This window comes from Pseudomonas syringae group sp. J254-4, assembly GCF_032586855.1.
Lineage (GTDB): Bacteria > Pseudomonadota > Gammaproteobacteria > Pseudomonadales > Pseudomonadaceae > Aquipseudomonas > Aquipseudomonas amygdali.
Genome location: NZ_JAWHOO010000002.1, coordinates 414,177 through 429,284, shown reverse-complemented (window position 1 = coordinate 429,284; position 15,108 = coordinate 414,177). Strand labels below are relative to the sequence as shown.

13 protein-coding genes and 1 riboswitch are annotated in these 15,108 nt (G+C 59.6%); of the genes, 1 reads left to right on the top strand and 12 read right to left on the bottom strand.

The genetic code is table 11. From position 1 onward, the window contains the following. Positions 1–179: 179 nt before the first annotated feature. From RYB09_RS05015 to RYB09_RS04970, 10 genes are all read right to left on the bottom strand, one after another. The gene (locus RYB09_RS05015) at positions 180–875 is read right to left on the bottom strand and encodes a membrane integrity-associated transporter subunit PqiC (protein ID WP_029241083.1); all 696 of its coding nucleotides are present in this window, start codon (positions 873–875) and stop codon (positions 180–182) included. A 183-nt stretch (positions 876–1,058) separates the two neighbouring features. Further along, positions 1,059–3,314, bottom strand: a complete 2,256-nt coding sequence (parC, locus tag RYB09_RS05010) for a DNA topoisomerase IV subunit A (RefSeq protein ID WP_005778869.1) — start codon at positions 3,312–3,314, stop codon at positions 1,059–1,061. A gap of 10 nt (positions 3,315–3,324) precedes the next feature. After that, positions 3,325–3,858 (bottom strand): TIGR02281 family clan AA aspartic protease, encoded by a 534-nt coding sequence (locus tag RYB09_RS05005; protein WP_011167552.1) that lies wholly within the window; start codon positions 3,856–3,858, stop codon positions 3,325–3,327. After that, the gene (locus tag RYB09_RS05000; protein ID WP_005731106.1) at positions 3,855–4,832 is read right to left on the bottom strand and encodes an esterase-like activity of phytase family protein; all 978 of its coding nucleotides are present in this window, start codon (positions 4,830–4,832) and stop codon (positions 3,855–3,857) included. Before RYB09_RS05000 ends, RYB09_RS05005 begins: the two co-directional genes overlap by 4 nt. Further along, positions 4,829–6,733, bottom strand: a complete 1,905-nt coding sequence (gene parE, locus RYB09_RS04995) for a DNA topoisomerase IV subunit B (RefSeq protein ID WP_002551799.1) — start codon at positions 6,731–6,733, stop codon at positions 4,829–4,831. The genes RYB09_RS05000 and parE overlap by 4 nt, the downstream gene beginning before the upstream one ends. 76 nt (positions 6,734–6,809) lie before the next feature. Beyond that, positions 6,810–7,427, bottom strand: a complete 618-nt coding sequence (locus RYB09_RS04990; RefSeq protein ID WP_122259363.1) for a YqiA/YcfP family alpha/beta fold hydrolase — start codon at positions 7,425–7,427, stop codon at positions 6,810–6,812. Positions 7,428–7,515: 88 nt separating this feature from the next. After that, positions 7,516–8,322, bottom strand: coding sequence for a 3',5'-cyclic-AMP phosphodiesterase (cpdA, locus tag RYB09_RS04985; protein WP_316887610.1), 807 nt, complete (start codon positions 8,320–8,322; stop codon positions 7,516–7,518). 87 nt (positions 8,323–8,409) lie between these two features. Beyond that, complete coding sequence (locus tag RYB09_RS04980; protein WP_316887609.1) at positions 8,410–8,784, bottom strand: hypothetical protein; 375 nt, start codon at positions 8,782–8,784, stop codon at positions 8,410–8,412. A 197-nt stretch (positions 8,785–8,981) separates the two neighbouring features. After that, positions 8,982–9,434 (bottom strand): DUF1249 domain-containing protein, encoded by a 453-nt coding sequence (locus tag RYB09_RS04975; protein ID WP_316887608.1) that lies wholly within the window; start codon positions 9,432–9,434, stop codon positions 8,982–8,984. Then, a complete protein-coding gene (locus RYB09_RS04970) occupies positions 9,425–10,042 on the bottom strand; it encodes an NUDIX domain-containing protein (RefSeq protein WP_002551795.1) in 618 nt (205 codons plus the stop codon). The genes RYB09_RS04975 and RYB09_RS04970 overlap by 10 nt, the downstream gene beginning before the upstream one ends. A gap of 207 nt (positions 10,043–10,249) precedes the next feature. Here RYB09_RS04970 and RYB09_RS04965 point away from each other — a divergent pair, with 207 nt between their 5' ends. After that, positions 10,250–10,996, top strand: a complete 747-nt coding sequence (locus RYB09_RS04965) for an RsiV family protein (protein ID WP_004654549.1) — start codon at positions 10,250–10,252, stop codon at positions 10,994–10,996. On the opposite strand, the gene cytX is transcribed toward RYB09_RS04965, so the two are convergent. Beyond that, the gene (cytX, locus tag RYB09_RS04960) at positions 10,965–12,254 is read right to left on the bottom strand and encodes a putative hydroxymethylpyrimidine transporter CytX (RefSeq protein ID WP_316887607.1); all 1,290 of its coding nucleotides are present in this window, start codon (positions 12,252–12,254) and stop codon (positions 10,965–10,967) included. The genes RYB09_RS04965 and cytX overlap by 32 nt on opposite strands. 666 nt (positions 12,255–12,920) lie before the next feature. Beyond that, entirely contained in the window at positions 12,921–14,810 is a 1,890-nt protein-coding gene (gene thiC / locus RYB09_RS04955; protein ID WP_316887606.1) for a phosphomethylpyrimidine synthase ThiC, read from the bottom strand. Between the two features lie 155 nt (positions 14,811–14,965). Continuing rightward, positions 14,966–15,070, bottom strand: a riboswitch (TPP riboswitch). Positions 15,071–15,108: the final 38 nt, after the last annotated feature.

The following is a 15,108-nucleotide window of genomic DNA, read 5'->3' as shown; positions in this document are numbered from 1 at the left end:
TGGAACGATAGGCGTCCGCAAGATCACCATCGTGCCCATGCTCCGCGTGGGCATGCCGTTCTGGACGCTCTGCGTCCTATCCTGACGGTGCAAAGCGTCAGGAATGTCGAGGTGTGAGAAGCGAGGATTCGCGTCCAACAAAAAGCCCGCATCGCTGCGGGCTTTTTGTTGGACCAATCCTAGAAGCGGAACACTTCAAGGTCGGTGCGTATGGGCGAGGCCATTGGAATTCTTGGTTTGTCAGGCTCTTTGGCCTTGGCAACCGGGGGCTTTTTCGGTTCTTCGATCGGCTGCCAGGAAATCGGCTTGATCGCAGTGCTGACCTGATCGGCCAGGCGTTGCAACAGCATGCCCTGGGCCTTGACCTGGTCGGCGGAGCTGCCGGCATGGACCTGTTCCAGGTGGACCAGTCGACTGTCACGAACATGGCCTTTACGGTCCAGAAGACGCCATTGCGCATCCAGAACGGCAGGCTGTTTGGCACCGGAGTCCAGACGGGTGATCGACAGTACGACCTGAACGTCCGGTGTGAAGTTGGCAACCGCAGGCGCCATGACGACACGCTGGCTGTCCAGCTTCCAGGCCAGCTGGCGCAAAAGCAGCTGGTCGATGTCGGAAGACAGATTGCCCGCCCAGCGCCCGTCAGGCGATGCGGTCAAGGTGCCGTCGGGCTGGCGTTGCAGCAGGGTTTCGCGTTGCAGATAGTCGGCCACCGAAACAGGACCCAGCAATACTGCCAGACCACTACTCTGTTTCGGCTGACCAGGCTCACCGCTATCGAGCTGATAAAGCGCGGTCGGCTGGCGCACACTGCAACCAGCCAGACCCAAAACGCCAGTCATCAGCAGGATCAGGGGAAGGCGTAGAAAATTCATCATCCCATCCAGGTGGCCGCCCCGAGGCAGGCCACAGTATAAGTACTTTCAAGACCCATGCAGGCACTGAGCCACGCATGCACCCCAAGACCCCATATCATCCGTGAATATGCATCATGACTCCAGCGATTATGCATCGTACTTCATGGCAAAACGAAGAACGCTGGTGCCAGATCAATGTTTTCAGCTATTTTCCACCAATAACGCGTCTACGCGCTGGAAGCCTCTTGGCAATTTATTGCCACGTCGGCCGCGTTCCCCCTTGTAATGTTCAAGGTCTTCAGGTTTAAGCGACAGCGTTCGCTTGCCCGCCTGGAGAACCAGCGTCGCGCCCTGCGCGATCACCGCCAGATCGGTCACATATTCTTCTCGGCTGGCTACCCGCTCACCCGGAATACCGATGATCTTGTTGCCTTTGCCTTTGCCCAACTGCGGCAAATCGCTGATCTTGAACACCAGCAGACGGCCTTCAGTGGTCACCGCTGCCAGCCAGTTCTGCTCACGGTCGGGCACCGGCCGAGGCAAGATGACTTTTGCCCCGTTCGGCAAGCTCAGCAACGCCTTGCCCGCCTTGTTCTTGGCCTGCAGGTCTTCGCCTTTGACGACAAACCCATAACCGGCATCCGAAGCGATCACATACAGCGCGTCATCTTCGGGCATCAATACGCACTCGAACGTCGCACCCGGTGGCGGTTGCAGTTTACCGGTCAACGGCTCGCCCTGGCCTCGTGCAGATGGCAGGGTGTGTGCTGCCACCGAATAGCTGCGCCCGGTCGAGTCGATGAACACGGCGAACTGATTCGAGCGGCCGATGGACGACGTCTTGAAACCATCCCCTGCTTTGTAGGAAAGCCCGGTGGCATCAATATCGTGGCCTTTCGCGCAACGCACCCAGCCTTTTTCCGAAAGCACGACAGTTACCGGCTCGGTGGGCATCAATTCGTTTTCAGACAGCGCCTTGGCTTCGGCACGGGCAACAATCGGCGAACGACGGTCGTCACCATAGGTTTCAGCGTCGGCAATCAGTTCGGCACGGACCAGCTTGCGCAGCTTGGACTCACTGCCCAGCAGTGCCAGAAGCTTGGCCTGCTCTTTGCGCAGGGCTTCCTGCTCGCTGCGCAGCTTCATCTCTTCCAGACGCGCCAACTGACGCAGACGGGTATCGAGGATGTAGTCTGCCTGGATTTCCGACAGGCCAAAGCGTGCAATCAGCTCCGCTTTAGGATGTTCGGCGGTGCGGATGATGTGAATCACTTCATCCAGGTTCAGGTAAGCCGTGAGCAAACCGTCCAACAGGTGCAGACGATGCTCGACCTTGTCCAGACGAAACTGCAGACGACGCCGCACAGTACCGATGCGGAACGTCAGCCATTCGCCGAGCAGTGTCTTGAGGTTCTTGAGCTGCGGCTTGCCGTCCAGACCGATGATGTTGATGTTCACCCGATAGCTGGATTCCAGCTCGGTGGTCGCGAACAGATGCTGCATCAACTCGTCCAGTTCAACCCGGTTGGAGCGCGGAATGATCACAATACGACAAGGGTTTTCGTGGTCAGACTCGTCACGCAGGTCGGCAACCATCGGCAGCTTCTTGGCCTGCATCTGCGCGGCGATCTGCTCCAGCACCTTGGCACCGGATACCTGATGCGGCAGTGAAGTCACGACAATGTCGCCATCTTCAATGCGGTACACGGCCCGCATGCGCACCGAACCGCGCCCGGTCTCGTAGATTTTCAGCAGGTCGGCACGCGGCGTGATGATTTCCGCTTCGGTCGGATAGTCCGGCCCCAGAATGTGCTCGCACAGTTCCGGAACCGTGGCCTTGGGGTCGTCCAGCAGATGAACGCAGGCGCTGGCGACTTCGCGCAGGTTGTGCGGCGGCACGTCGGTGGCCATACCGACGGCAATGCCGGTGGTGCCATTGAGCAGGATATTCGGCAAACGCGCCGGCAGCACGGCCGGTTCGTCCAGTGTGCCGTCAAAGTTCGGCACCCAGTCAGCCGTGCCCTGGCCCAGTTCACTGAGCAGGACTTCGGAATAGCGCGACAGACGCGCCTCGGTGTAACGCATGGCCGCGAAGGATTTGGGATCATCCGGCGCACCCCAGTTACCCTGCCCGTCCACCAGCGTGTAGCGGTAGCTGAATGGCTGAGCCATCAGCACCATCGCTTCGTAGCAGGCCGAGTCGCCGTGCGGGTGGAATTTACCGAGTACGTCGCCGACGGTACGCGCCGATTTCTTGTGCTTGGCGTCAGCCCCCAGGCCCAGTTCGCTCATCGCGTAGATGATGCGCCGCTGAACAGGCTTCAGACCGTCCCCGATATGCGGCAAGGCACGGTCCATGATCACGTACATGGAGTAGTTGAGGTAGGCCTGTTCGGTGAAGTCAGCCAGTGATCGGCGTTCTACACCATCCAGGCTGAGGTCAAGGGAGTCGCTCATGCGGGCCTCATTATTTCGTTGACTGGCGCAGCAGCAAGTTGCCGCCACGCTGTGTGAATTCAAGTTGTTTCATGGCGCTCATGCCCAGCAGCACCTGCTCACCGTCCAGACCGGGTGCCACCAGAGCACGCACATTGGTCAGGACTATATCGCCCAGTTGCAAGCGGTCGAGCGTGGTCCGAAAACCCTGACTGTTGCCATTGGCCGTGCTGACCGTGACCGCAAAGCCGCGTTTCAGGCCCAGGCTGTCAGCCATATCACCGGGTACGGCCACGTCGGTCGCCCCGGTGTCGATCATGAACTCTACCGTCCGGCCGTTGATCTGGCCGGTACTGACAAAGTGCCCCTGACGATTACCCGCCAGTTGCACTTCGATGTATCCGTCACCGTGTTGCGAAGCAACCACCGTATTAGGGTTCTGTTGCTTGTCTTCCCAACTGCCGAAAAAGCGCGTCGCCAGAAACAGGCCAGCGGCCCAGGCAACGATCATCAATATCTTGCCAGCGCGCTTGCCGGGTTGCGGTTGATTCGCTGGCTGGCTCACTGACCGGCGCTCCAGCCCGCTTCAGGCGCAGCGAACCGCCAGACAATCGGGCGTTTTTCACCGTCGGCGCGCGCACCGAAGTTATTGTCGATGCCGATCCACGCGCCCTTCTCGTCCACCACCAGCGCTTCGGTCAGGCCATAGGGCTGATCATAACGACGCGAAGGCACCATCGCTTCCTTGGCGAACGACCAGCAACGTTCGATCTGCCCGGTCTCAAGCCCACGCCGACAGATGCGATAGGCCGCACGTTCAAGCGTGAACAGCTTGCCGTTGTAGAGCGACAGATCGGAAAAGTCCGTGGACACGGTCTTGTGCCCCTGTTCTGCAGGCAGCAGGTCTTTACCGTCTTCGGACAGCAGCACGCAGCTTTGCCCGCAACTCCATTGTTCCTTGTCACGCTGCACCACCAGCAGCCCGCGTTTCTCGCGCTCGGCGGCCAGCCAGATGCGGTCGCCCGAGGCGTTCACGGCGATACCTTCGAAAATCGCATTGAAGTGCTGCAACATGCCCTGGCCGCGCGCCTGTTCTATCAGCGCTTGCGGCAAATCCAGCCAGAACGGCGCACCACTGACCGGAACCTTGAGCACCGTGCCATAGGCCTCGCTGACCAGATAGCGATTACCGGCTGCATCACAACTCACGCCTTCGAAATCCAGATCACCGCCACGCACCAACGCCGAAAGGCCTGCCAGCGAACGCAACTTGAGCGGCAGATAGCTGTGCGGCGCAGGTGCGTCAATGCGGTGTGCTTCTGCCTTCCAGGTGTTTTGCGACACATCGAGGCTGTACAGCACATTGTCGTCACGGTCGGAAACGGTCCACAGCTGGCCATTGCACATGGCCAGACCCGACAGATTGCCGCCGACCATGTCGTCTACCGGGTGCTCGGATTGCAGTTTCAGGACCTCAAGCGGCGCGGCGAAAACCGGCGCGGCAACCAGGGTCAGGGCGGCGAGCCAGGCTCGTATCAAGTCAGGACCTCGGCGAGGTTGCCCTTCGATTCAAGCCAGGACTTGCGATCACCTGCACGCTTCTTCGCCAGCAACATGTCCATCATTTCCGACGTGGCAGCGAAATCATCCAGCGTGAGCTGCACCAGACGCCGCGTGTTCGGGTCCATGGTGGTTTCGCGCAGTTGCGGCGGGTTCATTTCACCCAGGCCCTTGAATCGGGTGACCTGTGGTTTGCCACGTTTCTTTTCAGCCACCAGACGGTCGAGAATTCCGTCGCGCTCGCTTTCGTCCAGCGCGTAGTAGATTTCCTTGCCAAGGTCGATCCGGTACAGCGGCGGCATGGCCACATACACATGCCCGGCGTCGACCAGCGGACGGAAGTGCTGGACGAACAACGCGCACAGCAAGGTGGCGATGTGCAAACCATCCGAGTCGGCGTCGGCGAGAATACAGATTTTGCCGTAACGCAACTGGCTGATGTCCGCCGCGCCCGGATCAACCCCGATGGCAACCGCGATGTTGTGCACTTCCTGGCTGGCGAGCACTTCGCCGCCGTCCACTTCCCAAGTGTTCAGAATCTTGCCGCGCAGGGGCAGGATGGCCTGGAATTCCTTGTCCCGCGCCTGCTTGGCCGAACCACCGGCGGAATCACCTTCGACCAGAAACAGCTCGGAGCGCGCCGGGTCCTGCCCGGCACAGTCAGCCAGCTTGCCCGGCAGTGCGGGGCCTTGGGTAATGCGCTTGCGTTCGACCTTCTTGCTGGCCTTGAGGCGACGACCGGCGTTGTTGATCGCCAGGTCAGCAAGTTGCAGGCCCAGCTCCGAGTGGGTGTTGAGCCACAGACTGAAAGCGTCCTTGACCACGCCGGAAACGAACGCCGCCGCCTCACGGGACGACAGGCGTTCCTTGGTCTGCCCGGAGAACTGCGGCTCCTGCATTTTCATCGACAGGACGAAGGCAATTCGCTCCCAGACATCTTCCGGTGCCAGCTTGACGCCACGCGGCAACAGGTTACGAAACTCGCAGAACTCGCGCATCGCATCCAGCAAGCCCTGGCGCAAGCCGTTCACATGGGTGCCGCCCTGCGCCGTGGGGATCAGGTTGACGTAGCTTTCCTGAACGCTGTCGCCACCTTCGGGCAGCCAGAGCAACGCCCAGTCGACCGCTTCCTTGTTACCAGCGAAGCTGCCGCAGAACGGTTCGTCCGGCAGTCGCAGGAAGTCGCTGACCGAATCCTGCAGATACGAGCGCAAGCCGTCTTCGTAATGCCACTCGACTTTTTCGTTAGTGGATTTGTCTTCAAAGCTGACCAGCAGGCCCGGGCACAGAACCGCCTTGGCCTTGAGCACGTGCTTGAGGCGGCTGACCGAGAACTTGGGGGTATCGAAATACTTCGGATCGGGCGCGAAATAGACGCTGGTCCCGGTATTGCGCTTGCCGACAGTGCCGATAACCGCCAGCTCGGTGGCCTTGTAGCCGTCGGCGAAGGTCATTTCATATTCGTTGCCATCGCGCTTGACCCGCACCCGAACCTGAGTGGAAAGCGCGTTGACCACGGAAATCCCTACGCCGTGCAGGCCGCCGGAGAACTGGTAGTTCTTGTTGGAGAACTTGCCACCCGCATGCAGCTTGGTGAGGATCAGCTCGACGCCGGACACACCTTCTTCCGGGTGAATGTCCACCGGCATGCCGCGGCCGTCGTCGGACACCTCAAGCGAGTTGTCGGCATGAAGGATGACCTGTACCGAGCGCGCGTGACCAGCCAGAGCTTCGTCGACACTGTTGTCGATGACTTCCTGAGCCAGGTGGTTGGGCCGCGAGGTGTCGGTGTACATGCCCGGACGTTTGCGAACCGGATCGAGGCCCGAGAGGACTTCGATGGCGTCTGCGTTATAAGAGCTAGCGCTGGGATTGGCCATGGGTTCTCGTTATCAATCTTTCATGGAATTTCGGGGGTTCAATGTTCTTGCATTCAGTAGGCCGGGCATCGATCGCCTATAGCGCCGACAGGTCGATCTTCTGCAACAGATCGGGGGCAAACCCGGCAAAGCTCAACAACGCTGGCATTTGCTCGGCAAAACCCTGAAAACTGTGGTCGCCGCCCGTCTGAATGCGCAAGGCACAGGCCCGGTAAAACTTCTCGGCGCGACGATAATCAAGGGTCTCGTCACCGGTCTGCAACCACACCTGAAACTGCTGCGGGTCCTGGGGAGCAGGAACCTCCAGCTCGGCCAGCGCCTGAATATGGTCTTCGGTCAACTGCCACTGCTCGCCGGTGTACAGGTTCTGCTGCACGCCGAGAAACCCGTCAAACAGCTGATGCGGGTTGACTGCCGGGTTGATCAGCACCGCCTTGAGGCCATGCTGCTGCGCCAAATGAGTGGCATAGTAGCCGCCGAGCGAGCTGCCGACCAGTAATGGCCGTCCCAGCTCCTTTATAGCGGTTTCAAGCTGCCCCATAGCCTGACGCGGATGGTGGTGCAGTTCAGGGACTTGCAGACGATCAGCCAGACCCAATGACTTCATCAGCGCGGCCAACTGACAGGCCTTTCTCGACAGGGCCGAGCTGTTCAAGCCATGGATGTATAGCAGTGAAGGTGTGTCGCTCGTCACGCTGTCGCTCCCGAGTGCAAGGCAAAGCCGTGTAGTTTACAGGGACTTACGCTACAACACCTCACTGGAAACGTGTCCGCCCGCTCATTCAGTAGCCGGTGCCGCCGTAATCGACTTCGAATTCCATGCCGACCACTCTGGAAACAGCGGTTTCCAGCCGTCCGTCGTCATGCAGACGCAACCAGCGATAACCCGGCGCCGTGGTGTCCACCTTGAAATCGGCACTGCCCGGCGCGAACTGAATGCAGGTCGAAGGCGACGCCAGCAGGCGCACGCCGTTACGCATCTGGTCGAACTCCTGATGTACATGCCCCCACAATACGGCCCGAACCTGCGGGAATCGATCCAGCACCGCAAACAACGCGTCAGCATTGCGCAGACCGATGGGTGCCATCCATTCACAGCCGATGGCCACCGGGTGGTGATGCAGGCAAACCAGATGATGCCGGTCAGGCGCTTCGCTCAGTGACTGCTCCAGCAACTGCAATTGCCCAGTGGCCAGAAAACCTGGCACCGAACCGGGCACTGCCGAATCCAGCAGCGTCACCCGCCACTGGCCGATGTTGATGATCGGATCAAGCAGCCCTTCAGCCTGTGCCACATGCTCCATCTGCGGCAATTCATCATGATTACCGGCAAACCAGCGCGCGGGCGCGGCGATCTGCGTACTTATCCGGCGAAACGCTTCGTAAGACTCGACGCTGCCATCCTGGGAGATATCCCCGCTGGCCACCACAAGATCAATATGTGGCTGCTCGGCGAGGACCAGATCAACGACTTTTTCCAGACTGTTCCGCGTGCTCATGCCCAGCAACGCCCCGTCCGCCTCGGCGAACAGGTGGCTGTCGGATATCTGCACCAGCAAAACTGACGATGAAGGGGCTGCGCTTGGCAAGACCGTCTCCCAGAGAGGATTCAGCGCGATTATGTGATGTGGCAGTGGGCGGGTAAACCGGGAATGTGGGTGCGGGTGAGCATTTGGTCACATTTGCTGATTCGCTCGGTGCTTGAGCACAATTGAAGCAATAAGTCCGGCCGACACCATGCCCGCCAGTCCCGCACCCAAGAGATAGCTCAGCACCCGCTCATAAGGCATTCCAGGCCAGAGATATCCCGCCAACAAAAGCTCCAGGACAACGCCAAGAATCATTCCTGCCAGTCCAGCCAGATGAACGATCCACGGCATGAGCCTCAAAGACAGAATACCGATGACCACTCCGGTAATGGCCGTATATAGAAAGTGTTCCCAACGCAGAGCGCTGCCTGTCAGGGTTATCAACCCGAGATAGCTGAAAAGGCTGAGGGTGATTCCCGAGAAGCACGCTAACAGACATCGTGGGGTGCCTAAGTCACTCATTCGTTATACCTGCAAATAAATTCAGGTCGAATGTAAGGCATGTGGTTTCAAATCCAAGGTGCCGGGGGATTTTCAGAACCCCCCTACAAGACTGGGGCCTGCCCGCTGTCAGCTGACGTCACTTGTCGGTCAATCCGGTGGGGGAGAAACACAGGGCAAAGCCAAGGAGCAGTAGCGCGATAACAATTGAAGAGGGGTTAACGCACTGCCTCAAACTCATGCCCACACGCCAGGCAATGACTCAGCCACTCGCCCAGAAACAAATTGAGCTGGGCTTTTTCGTCCGGTTGATGCATGTCGGCGTTGGGGTAGGGATAAATCCCGCGAAAGCGCCGCGCATGCTCGGCGCCGATGACTTCGGCCATGCGTGCGTCGTGGTATACCTGAACCTCGAGCACCGGCACCGGCAGCCATGGCAGACTGTGTTCCTGGCGGACTTGCAGGGTGGTGGTGTACGGGCAGTCGAGCAATACTTCGACGGCCAGTACGCCCAGCATCTGGTCGCCCTGGGTGACGGCGACGCGGCGTGAGCGCTGTTCGTTGCGCATGCCGGGCAGCAGGCGCATCAGGCGCGCGTAGTTGGCCTCACACGCAGCCTGCAGTCCGGCAAGGTCGACACGGTAGCGCTCGCGCAATAGATTCACGACCATAAACCCCTTATCTCCGCACGATTCAGCGCCAGCCATTGCAAGGCGATGATCGTCGACGCGTTTTTGATTGTTCCGTCTTTCATCGCCTGCATTGCGTCATCGAATGACCAGACTGTGACCCGGATGTCTTCGCCTTCGGACTCAAGCCCGTGAATTCCGCCTGCCCCTTCACTGCTGCACTGCCCCAGGTACAAGTGAACAAACTCATTACTGCCACCTGGAGAAGGAAAGTATTTGGTGATGGGCCAAAGCGAGCGGAACACCAGTCCAGCTTCCTCCTCTGCCTCGCGATGAGCAACTTCTTCCGGCTGTTCATCCTTGTCGATCAGCCCGGCGACCAGTTCGATCAGCCACGGGTTGCTGGTCTTTTCCATGGCACCTACGCGGAACTGCTCGATGAGCACCACTTCGTCACGCTTGGCATCGTACGGCAGTACACAAACCGCATCGTGGCGAACGAAAAGCTCGCGGCTGATTTCCTTGCTCATGCCACCTGCGAACAGTTCGTGGCGCACATGCAGCTTGTCCAGCCTATAGAAGCCCTTGAAGCAGTTTTCACGCTGTATGGTTTCAAAAGCGCTTGGTGCAGATCGTGTGGTCTGGGTCATGGGTTTCTCGCTTGCCGCCGTTTTTGACATCGGGTCATCCTAACGCGCATCGACGGTAAGATGCAGCCCCCTTGAAGATGCAGGGTAGACGGCCGGGACTTAAAACAATTCTAATCTGCCATGATCGAACCGAAGACGTTGTTTACAGTCCAACCAGCCTGCATACGCACAACGCAACCGCCTTTACTGACACTGCCAAGGATCAACATGTCGTTACTGAGGATCACTTCACTGGCTTGCCTGGCCCTGTTGCTCGGCGCCTGCCAAAGCCTCTTCACGCCCAACATGCGCACACCGCTGCAAGTCCAGCGCGATGCCTCCGAGCTGATCAAGCCAGGCTGCACCACGGCGGACTGCCCGCTGGTGAACATCGATACCGTGCATTTTCCCGATGAGCCGCGATTGGACGCCATCGTCCAGAAGACCTTGCTGCAACTGACCGTTGCCGACAGCAGCGCCTCGCCGCCTGCGTCCATTAAAGCCTATCAGGAGCAGTTCCTGAGCCAGGCCCAGGGCCGCAACAGCAGTTATCTGCAAGCCAAGGTACGTGAGCAGCATGACGGTATCGTGGTTGTCGAACTTTCCAGTTATCTGGATACAGGTGGCGCCCACGGCAACCCCGGCCGGGCGTTCATCAACTATTCGCGTCAGCAGCAGAAAGTCCTGACCCTGGCTGACATGATCATTCCGGGCAAGGAAAGCGAGTTCTGGCAGAAGGCCCAACTGGCCCACCAGGGTTGGCTGGTCTCGACCAAGATGAATGAAGACAGCGAGTTCATGAAGACCTGGCCGTTCAAGCGCACGCCACATATCGCGCTGACGTACGGCGCGGTGATCCTCAAGTACTCGGTGGATACCATCGCGCCGTATTCGATGGGTCACATCGAGCTGAAGATTCCTTACCCTCAGCTCAATGGCATCCTCAAGCCGGAACTGTTCCCCGGTCGCGGTTGATCGCACCGCCGATCAACAGCTGCAGCACGCCAGCGACGATGAGCGCTGGCAGTGTTGCACCGACATCCGGGTAAAAACCGGCCAGCAGATGATAGGTGCTGAGCCCGCCCAGCCACGCCAGCAGACTCATCCAGCGCAAACCGCCCTCCGCTACCTGACCACTGCGACGACGCAGGATGAAATGGTCGACCAGCACCACGCCGAACAACGGCGCAAACACCGAGCCGATCAGCAGCAGGAAGTTCTGGTATTGGGCCAGCGGTGCCAGACAGGCGATCAGCGTGCAGATCACGCCGATGATCAATGCCAAATGCTCGACCTTGATACGTGACAGCAAAGCACTCGAGACCGCTGCCGAGTGAATATCGGCGAACGCATTTTCCGTCTCATCCAGCAGAATCAGCAGCAGCGGGATACCCAGACCTGCGCCGGCCAGTGCCAGCAGCAAGGCATTGACCTCACCGCTAGGCGCGAACGCCAACGTATAGGCAACGCCCAGACTCATCAGCCAGAAGTTACCGATGAAAAAGCCTGCAGCCGTGCCGCCGAAGACACTTTTCGCACGTTGGCCGAAGCGCGAGTAGTCAGCAATGAGCGGCAGCCAGGACAGCGGCATGGCGATGGCAATGTCGAACCCCGAAGCAAACGGCAGCGAACCGTCGCCGGATGTCGCCCACAGCGCTGACAGATCAGCCTTGCTCAGCAGGTTCCAGGTCAGCCATGAACACGCGGCCAGCAGTATCCAGATTCCCCACTTGCGTAAGAATCGGCGCACGAAGGTCAATGGCCCGCTGACCGCCAGCAGAGTGGCCAGCGCTCCGAAAAACAATGTCCAGAGCAGCGGACTGGTCAATAGACTGCCCTGCGAAAAAGCCCGATCGCTCAACAGACTGGCGGCGTCGCGCATGACGATGATCTCGAACGAACCCCAGCCGATCAGTTGCAGCAGGTTCAACACCGCAGGCAGCGACGCGCCTTTGCTGCCCAGGCTGAGTTTGAGGGCGGCCATGGAAGACAAACCGGTGTCACTGCCGATCACGCCGACACTGGCGAGCAGTAAAACGCCCACCAGCGTGCCGAGAAAAATCGCCAGCATCGAGCCGGACATGCCCAGCCCCGGTGCCAGCAAGGCCCCGGTTTGCAGCACCATCAAACCGATGCCGAGGGAAAACCACAGGGAGAACAGATCCCGCCCACCGAACACCCGCTGGCTGGCAGGGATGGGGGTGTCGGGAGAATAGGTGCCAGGTGTGTTCACGTTTGTGTCTCGTGTTGGGTGTTGATCGGTGATTCGGGATCGGACGCAGAGCGTGGGATCATCGCAATTATCGTGCGGCGCTCTGCGTCGCATGCCGTTCTGGACGCTCCGCGTCCTCTTGACGACGCAGAGCGTCGAGAACTGCATTCCCACGCTGGAGCGTGCGGAACGATAATCTCAACTATCGTGCGGCGCTCTGCGTCGCATGCCGTTCTGGACGCTCCGCGTCCTCTTGACGACGCAGAGCGTCGAGACCTGCATTTCCACGCTGGAGCGTGCGGAACGATAATCGCAACTATCGTGCGGCGCTCTGCGTCGCATGCCGGTCTGGACGCTCCGCGTCCTCTTGACGACGCAGAGCGTCGAGAACTGCATTTCCACGCGGGAGCGTGCGGAACGATAATCTCAACTATCGTGCGGCGCTCTGCGTCGCATGCCGTTCTGGACGCTCCGCGCCCTCTTGACGACGCAGAGCGTCGAGAACTGCATTCCCACGCGGGAGCGTGCGGAACGATCATCGCAACTATCGTGCGTCGCTCTGCGTCGCATGCCTTTCTGGACGCTCCGCGTCCTCTTGACGACGCAGAGCGTCGAGCACTGCATTCCCACGCTGGAGCGTGCGGAACGATAATCTCAACGATCGTGCGACGCTCCGAGTCTCGCTCCCTACACCTTCTTGTACAGCTGGCTGCCTTCCTGCTTGAAGCGCTCGGCCTGCTCGGCCAGGCCTTTGGCGACGTCGACATCCACCGCCTCGATCCGCTGGTTGGCGGCGTACTCGCGTACTTCCTGGGTGATTTTCATCGAGCAGAATTTCGGCCCGCACATGGAACAGAAATGCGCGACCTTGGCCGAGTCCTTGGGCAGGGTTTCGTCGTGGTACGAGCGTGCGGTGTCCGGGTCCAGGCCGAGGTTGAACTGGTCTTCCCAGCGGAACTCGAAACGCGCCTTGCTCAAGGCGTTGTCACGGATCTGCGCGCCCGGATGGCCTTTGGCAAGGTCCGCTGCGTGGGCAGCGATCTTGTAAGTGATGATCCCGGTCTTCACGTCATCCTTGTTCGGCAGCCCCAGGTGCTCTTTGGGCGTGACGTAGCACAGCATGGCGCAACCGAACCAGCCAATCATCGCGGCACCGATGCCCGACGTGATGTGGTCATACCCCGGCGCAATATCGGTGGTCAGCGGGCCCAGAGTGTAAAAAGGCGCTTCGTCGCAGCATTCCAGCTGCTTGTCCATGTTTTCCTTGATCAACTGCATCGGCACATGACCGGGGCCTTCGATCATGGTCTGCACGTCGTGCTTCCAGGCGATTTTGGTCAGTTCACCCAAGGTTTCCAGCTCACCGAACTGCGCCGCATCGTTGGCGTCGGCAATCGAGCCCGGACGCAAGCCATCGCCCAGCGAGAAGCAGACGTCGTATGCCTTCATGATTTCGCAGATGTCTTCGAAATGGGTGTACAGGAAGTTTTCCTGGTGATGCGCCAGGCACCACTTGGCCATGATCGAGCCTCCACGGCTGACAATCCCGGTCACACGTTTGGCGGTCAGCGGCACATAACGCAGCAACACACCGGCGTGGATGGTGAAGTAATCAACGCCCTGCTCGGCCTGCTCGATCAGCGTGTCGCGGAACAGCTCCCAGGTCAGGTCCTCGGCCGCACCGCCGACTTTCTCAAGAGCCTGATAGATTGGCACAGTGCCGATCGGCACCGGCGAGTTGCGGATGATCCATTCGCGGGTTTCATGAATATGCTTGCCGGTAGACAGGTCCATGACCGTGTCAGAACCCCAGCGAATGCCCCAGGTCAGCTTGGCGACTTCTTCTTCGATGGAAGATCCCAGCGCGCTGTTACCGATGTTGCCGTTGATCTTCACCAGGAAGTTGCGGCCGATGATCATCGGTTCCAGTTCGACGTGGTTGATGTTGGCCGGGATGATCGCACGACCACGGGCGATCTCTTCGCGCACGAACTCGGCAGTGATTTCCTTCGGAATGCTCGCGCCGAAGCTGTGCCCGGCATGTTGCTGGGTCAGCAGGCCAGCGGCACGGGCTTCCTGAAGCTTCATGTTTTCGCGGATGGCGACGTATTCCATCTCGGCGGTAATGATGCCCTGACGCGCATAGTGCATCTGGCTGACGTTGGCCCCCGCCTTGGCCCGGCGCGGGTTGCGCACATGAGCAAAGCGCAGCGCGGTCAGTTCGGCGTCGCTCAGGCGTTGCTGGCCGAAGTTGGAACTCAAGCCCGCCAGGCGCTCGGTGTCGTTGCGCGAGTCGATCCACGGCGAGCGAACATCCGCCAGGCCTTTGCGCACGTCGATGATCACGTTGGGGTCGGTGTACGGGCCGGAGGTGTCATAGACCGTGACCGGTGCGTTGATTTCACCGCCGAAGTCAGTCGGTGTGACGTCCAGGGTGATTTCGCGCATCGGCACGCGGATGTCCGGGCGTGAGCCCTGAACGTAGATTTTCTGCGAACGGGTAAACGGCTGTACCGATCCGGAATCGACTTGTGCCGACTCGCTCAAATGGGCTGCGTTTTTTAGTGTTGTACTCATCACGGCTCTCCAGACATCCGGTTGCGGATTTATTGTCGGAGTGACCTGACGTGACGGACGGGTGCACCAGTGCTGGTGCTGAGTATCGAAAGGAGGTGTACGCTGTTCATTTTTTGAACAGTCGACCCCGGACGATACTCAAGAGGACTCGCCGGGAGACGAGAAATCTTGTTCCCTACGCAGGCGCTAACCTGATCAGGTTCAACGGGATCCGGTTTAACCGATCTCAGCCTCACAGCAAGGCACCCCGACAAGAACACGTTCAGTCTATGCCGGGGCGCGGTCGCAATGCCAGCCT

Bases quoted from the DNA above. Each gene is read 5' to 3' on its own strand.
- RYB09_RS05015 (WP_029241083.1), bottom strand. From the start codon at position 875: ATGAATTTTCTACGCCTTCCCCTGATCCTGCTGATGACTGGCGTTTTG.
- parC (WP_005778869.1), bottom strand. From the start codon at position 3,314: ATGAGCGACTCCCTTGACCTCAGCCTGGATGGTGTAGAACGCCGATCA.
- parE (WP_002551799.1), bottom strand. From the start codon at position 6,733: ATGGCCAATCCCAGCGCTAGCTCTTATAACGCAGACGCCATCGAAGTC.
- RYB09_RS04980 (WP_316887609.1), bottom strand. From the start codon at position 8,784: ATGAGTGACTTAGGCACCCCACGATGTCTGTTAGCGTGCTTCTCGGGA.
- RYB09_RS04975 (WP_316887608.1), bottom strand. From the start codon at position 9,434: ATGGTCGTGAATCTATTGCGCGAGCGCTACCGTGTCGACCTTGCCGGA.
- RYB09_RS04970 (WP_002551795.1), bottom strand. From the start codon at position 10,042: ATGACCCAGACCACACGATCTGCACCAAGCGCTTTTGAAACCATACAG.
- RYB09_RS04965 (WP_004654549.1), top strand. From the start codon at position 10,250: ATGTCGTTACTGAGGATCACTTCACTGGCTTGCCTGGCCCTGTTGCTC.
- thiC (WP_316887606.1), bottom strand. From the start codon at position 14,810: ATGAGTACAACACTAAAAAACGCAGCCCATTTGAGCGAGTCGGCACAA.